This window comes from Burkholderia sp. HMSC10F09, assembly GCF_001806955.1.
Taxonomy (GTDB): Bacteria; Pseudomonadota; Gammaproteobacteria; order Burkholderiales; family Burkholderiaceae; genus Burkholderia; species Burkholderia multivorans.
In genome coordinates this window covers 1-4,327 of sequence record NZ_KV786834.1, presented here as the reverse complement: position 1 = coordinate 4,327, position 4,327 = coordinate 1, and the positions used below count along the sequence as shown (strand labels likewise).

Annotated in this window: 4 protein-coding genes; 2 read left to right on the top strand and 2 right to left on the bottom strand. The window is 71.4% G+C overall.

The genetic code is table 11. The features are described from left to right. Positions 1–2,142 (top strand): DNA ligase D (gene ligD / locus HMPREF3115_RS21445; protein ID WP_070555946.1); only part of this gene is annotated, 2,142 nt, incomplete at its 5' end. Between the two features lie 6 nt (positions 2,143–2,148). Here the strand turns inward: ligD and HMPREF3115_RS21440 are convergent. Further along, complete coding sequence (locus tag HMPREF3115_RS21440; RefSeq protein ID WP_006412893.1) at positions 2,149–3,468, bottom strand: cation:proton antiporter domain-containing protein; 1,320 nt, start codon at positions 3,466–3,468, stop codon at positions 2,149–2,151. A 39-nt stretch (positions 3,469–3,507) separates the two neighbouring features. Then, complete coding sequence (locus HMPREF3115_RS21435) at positions 3,508–3,864, bottom strand: DUF3175 domain-containing protein (protein ID WP_006410718.1); 357 nt, start codon at positions 3,862–3,864, stop codon at positions 3,508–3,510. A gap of 154 nt (positions 3,865–4,018) precedes the next feature. Between HMPREF3115_RS21435 and HMPREF3115_RS21430 the strand changes: the two genes are divergently transcribed. Further along, positions 4,019–4,327 (top strand): hypothetical protein (locus HMPREF3115_RS21430; RefSeq protein ID WP_070555948.1); only part of this gene is annotated, 309 nt, incomplete at its 3' end.

Genomic DNA, 4,327 nt, shown 5'->3' with positions numbered 1-4,327 from the left:
CGCGGTGAGAAGGCAGCCGGCAAGGAGGCCGACGCCGAGGCGCACCCCGACACCGACACCGACGCGCCGCGCGCCCGCGCGACGAAAGCGAAACGGCCGCCCGCGCTGTCGCGCGTCGAAGGTGCGGTGCGCGCGCCGTTGCCGGAGCGCGTCGCGCCGCAGCTCGCGACGCTCGTCGATGCGCCGCCCACGCACGGCGACTGGCGCTACGAACTGAAGTTCGACGGCTACCGGATGCTCGCGCGCATCGCGGGCAAGGGCGCGCGGCGGCGCGTGACGCTGATGACGCGCGAGGGCCGCGACTGGACGCCGAAGCTGCGCGCGCTGCGCGATGCGCTCGCGGCGCTCGACGTCGACGATGCATGGCTCGACGGCGAAGCGGTCGTGCTCGGCGAGAACGGGCTGCCCGATTTTCAGCGGCTGCAGAACGCGCTCGGTTCCGGGCAGTCGGATGCGGTCACGCTGTTCGTGTTCGATCTGCCCTACCTGAACGGCTATGACCTGCGCGATGCGCCGCTGACCGCACGCCGCGCGCAACTCGAACCGCTGTTCGACGACGCCGATCCGGCGCGCCTGCGGTTTTCGCCGGATCTCGGCAGCGATGCGGCCGGACTGATCGCGAACGCGTGCGACACGGGCCTCGAAGGGCTGATCGGCAAGCGCGCGGACGCACGCTACCGCGCGGGACGCTCGCCGGCCTGGATCAAGCTCAAATGCCGGCGCCGGCAGGAGTTCGTGATCGGCGGCTATACGGAGCCGACCGGCAGCCGCCACGGCTTCGGCGCGCTGCTGCTCGGCGTGCACGAACCGGCGCCGAACGGCAAGCGCACGCGCGGCGCGGCGCCGCTGCGTTACGTCGGCCGGGTCGGCACCGGCTTCGACACGCGGATGCTCGACAAGCTCGCGCCGCTGCTGCGCGAGCACGAACGCGCGTCGTCGCCGTTCGATCCGCCGCCGCAAGGGTGGTCGCGCACGCGCGTCCACTGGGTCGAGCCGACGCTCGTCGCCGAATGCGAATTCGCGGAATGGACCGGCGACGGCATCGTGCGACAGGCCGCGTTCGTGGCGCTGCGCGAGGACAAGCCGGCGTCGCAGATCGTCAGGGAAGTCGCACGCCACCCCACCACGGAGAACACGATGGACGAGCGCACGACCTCATCCGCGCGGCGCGGCCGCGCCGCCGCCGACACGCACGATGGCGGGCAAGAACGCGCGCAGCATCGCACGCCCGCCGCGCGCGGCAAGTCGGCGCCCGATCAGGTCGGCCAGGTCCGCATCACGCATCCGGAGCGCGTGCTCGATCGCGAGAGCGGCACGCGCAAGATCGATCTCGCACACTACTGGGAGCGCGTCGCGCCGTGGGCGCTGCCCGATCTCGCGGGCCGCCCGGTGTCGCTCGTGCGCGCGCCGCAGGACATCGGCGGCGAGCTGTTTTTCCAGAAGCATGCGGAGCGCCGCGAGATTCCGTTCGTCACGCAGCATCCGGGACTCGATCCCGGACACGGTCCGTTGCTGTCGATCGACAGCGTCGATGCGCTGATCGGCGCCGCGCAGATGGGGACGATCGAACTGCATACGTGGAACGCGCACGCGTCGAACATCGAGCGGCCGGACCGGATCGTGTTCGACCTCGATCCCGATCCCGCGCTGCCGTGGCGCACGATGATCGAGGCCGCGCAGCTCGTGCGCGGGCTGCTCGACGAGCTGGGCCTCGTGTCGTTCTGCAAGACGAGCGGCGGCAAGGGGCTGCACGTCGTCGTGCCGATCACGCGGCATTCGGGCTGGGACGAGATGAAGGACTTCTCGCGCGCGGTCGCGCAGCACATCGCAGGCGCGCTGCCCGACCGCTTCACGGCGACGATGGGGCCGCGTCACCGGCGCGGCAAGATCTTCATCGACTATCTGCGCAACGGGCGTGGCGCGAGCACGATCGCGGCCTACTCGGTGCGTGCGCGGCCGGGCATGGGCGTGTCGGTGCCGATCGACTGGGACGAAGTTCCGGCCACGACGGGCGGCGCGCAGTGGACGATCGACACCGTGCACGAACGGCTCGACGCGCTCGAGCACGATCCGTGGGAAGCGTACGCGGACACGCGCCAGCGGATCACGGCCGCGATGCGCACGCGCCTCGCCGCGCGCTGAGCGCCGTCAATGCCGGCGCTGCCGGCGGTGATACCAGTTCATCAACGGCGTCGCCGAGATGCCGTGCGCGACCACCGACGCGGACACCACCGCGAGCACCGGCGCCGAAAGCGGACGCACGGTATCGGTCGGCCCGTGCTCGAGCGCGAACAGCAGGTAGTAGAACGAGCCGATGCCGCGGATGCCGAACCAGGCCATTAGCCGCCGCTGCGCGATCGTCGCGCGCGAGCCGGCCAGCGTGAGCCGCACCGCGAGCGGCCGCACGACGACGAACAGCAGCGCGGCCAGCGCGAGCGCGCGCCACGTGATCAGCGGGCCCGGCAGCGTCGCGAGCACGCTGCCGACCATCGTCATCACGACCGCTTCGGCGATGCGTTCGAGCTCGATCGTGAAGCCGAGCACCGATTCGGCCATGAACGCATGGGCCTTGTCCGGATCCTTTTCGGTTGCAACGACGTCGGCCGAGTCGACCTGGCCGATCACTTCGCGCGGATCGCGGTCGCCGCTCGCGCGATGCTCGACGCGGCGCATCGCGACGCCGGCCGCGAACGTCGCGATGAAGCCGAACGCATGCGCGACTTCGGCGGCGCCGTACGACAGCACGATCAGCGCGAGCGCGAAGAAGCCTTCGAAGCCGAGCGCCTGCGCGTAGCGCATGCGCAGCCAGCCGATCGTCTTCGTCGTGATCCAGCCGAGCCCGCCGCCGATCGCCGCTGCGCCGACGATGCCCCAGGCGGTCGCGAGCGCGAACGACAGCGACAGCGGCGCCCTGCCGTGCGTCGCCTCCGGCGCACCGCAGAGCGCGAGCGCGGCGAGCGCGAACGGCAGCGCGATCCCGTCGTTCATCCCGCCTTCGCCGGAGAGCGCGAAGCGCACGAGGTCGCGATCGCCGGGGTCGTGCACCTGCACGTCGTGCGCGAGCACGGGATCGGTCGGCGCAAGAATCGCCGCAAGCAGCAGCGCGGGCGCCCAGCCGATGCCGAGCGCGAACACCGCGCAGGCGGCGAGCAGCGGCACGGTGACGATCATCGCGAGCAGCCCGAGCCGGCACGGCACGAGCCACAGCGGGTCGGACAGCGGCACGCGCAGCCGCAGCCCGATCGCGAACAGCGACACGAGCAGCCCGATCTCGACGATCATCCGCAGCAGCGCCGCGTCGCGCTCGATGTCGACGTGTAGCAGCCCGGCGCCAGCCGGGCCCAATGCGATGCCGAGCACGAGATAGATCATCGCGGTGCTGCACGGCAGATGACGCAGCGCCGACGTCGCGATGCCCATGCCCATCAGCACCGCGCCGGTGATCAGATACCACAGCGTTTCATGCATGCGTGCAGTCCGGAAACGGGAGGCAGGCGCACGCGTGCGTCACGGCTTGCGGCCGAACGCTTCGCGCAGCTTGCGCTTCGCGCGCTCGAGCGTCGTGCGGCGCGTTTTCGGCAGGTTGCGGCCCGCGCGGTTCACGTAGAAGTTCAGCATCGACATCGCCGACTGGAACGGCGTCGCCTTGCGGCGGCGGCTGCGTTCGGCCGAGCGTTTCAGCGACGCGGCGATCTCGCCCGGATCGTCGGACTTGAAGATCTCGGGTTCGAGGTCGAGCGCGTCGCTGTCGCGCGTGACGTCGGCCGACCAGCGTGTCGCGTGGCCGCGATCGGTGCTGCGCGCGCGGCCCGCGCGCCGCGTCAGGCGTTTGCCGCGCGCGTGCGGCGGAGAGGAAGAAGGCATTGCATGACGCTCCGTCGTTGGCGTATGCGACGACGGCCCGCAATTCGCGTGCCGGCCGAGGCCGGTGCACGACGCGCGCATTCGAGCCACTGACGGCATGGGCCTTGCTGAAGAAACGGGGCAGATACTTCATTTCCGTTACGGAGAATCCGTCATGACGTCAGCCTTATCCACAACGAAATCCCCGGCGCGCCGCGTGCTCGGCTGCGCGGCCGCTGCCATGCTCGCGGCCGCGGCCGCCGGGAGCCCGGCGCTGGCACAGAACTCGCAACAGTCCGATCACGGCTCCGGCGCGCCGCTGTCGGCCGGCACCTCGAGCAGTTACACCGGCAACGGCGATACGGCCGCGCCGCCGCCGCCGAACATGCAGCAGTCGGACGGCGGACGCGGCGCGATGTCCTCGCACAGCGGCGCGAGCGGCCACGCGAAGCCCGGCGCGAAGGGCGCGGGCGCCGGCAACGGC